General features: G+C 60.2%; 1 protein-coding gene. It reads left to right on the top strand.

Annotated elements, in window-relative coordinates:
- Positions 1-262: 262 nt before the first annotated feature.
- Entirely contained in the window at positions 263-511 is a 249-nt protein-coding gene (locus tag QWE_RS24290) for a hypothetical protein (RefSeq protein ID WP_006728830.1), read from the top strand.
- Positions 512-693 lie beyond the last annotated feature (182 nt).

Below are 693 nucleotides of genomic sequence, written 5' to 3'. Positions count from 1 at the left end.
ACAACGCCAATGTTCAGCTGGAAAAGGCACCCGCCGGTTCGACCTTCTTCCACACATTCTCGGACGGCAGCGGTCGTGACGTCAACGAAGTCTACAAGGTCAATGCCGACAAGTCGGTGACCCTCGTCAACCGCACTGTCTCCAACGCTTCGTAATCAGCGCGCCTCCCAAAGACGCACCCTTCGGCGGCCGGCTCGGTCCCCTCTCCCCCTTCCCCCCAACCGAGTCGCCGCCAACCCCACGCTACACAAGGAATACGACCATGAAGACCATCATTTCTGCAGCCCTCATTTCCCTCGCAGCCGGTTCGGCAGCCTTCGCTTCCGTCCAGCCGATCCCGGGCTCGATCACCTATGAGAACGCCAATGTTCAGCTGGAAAAGGCACCCGCCGGTTCGACCTTCTTCCACACATTCTCGGACGGCAGCGGTCGTGACGTCAACGAAGTATACAAGGTCAATGCCGACAAGTCGGTGACCCTCGTCAACCGCACTGTCTCCAACGCTTCGTAATCAGCGCGCCTCCCAAAGACGCACCCTTCGGCGGCCGGCTCGGTCCCCTCTCCCCCTTTCCCCCAACCGAGTCGCCGCCAACCCCACGCTACACAAGGAATACGACCATGAAGACCATCATTTCTGCAGCCCTCATTTCCCTCGCAGCCACGATGGTCGTAGGTGATGACGCGGAAGCGTGT

Origin of the sequence: Agrobacterium albertimagni AOL15, from assembly GCF_000300855.1 — a bacterium.
GTDB lineage: Bacteria > Pseudomonadota > Alphaproteobacteria > Rhizobiales > Rhizobiaceae > Allorhizobium > Allorhizobium albertimagni.
The sequence above is the reverse complement of the archived record's forward strand: the minus strand, read 5'-3'. Positions and strand labels throughout refer to the sequence as shown.

Coding starts and splice junctions, on each gene's coding strand:
- QWE_RS24290 (WP_006728830.1), top strand. CDS start 263: ATGAAGACCATCATTTCTGCAGCCCTCATTTCCCTCGCAGCCGGTTCG.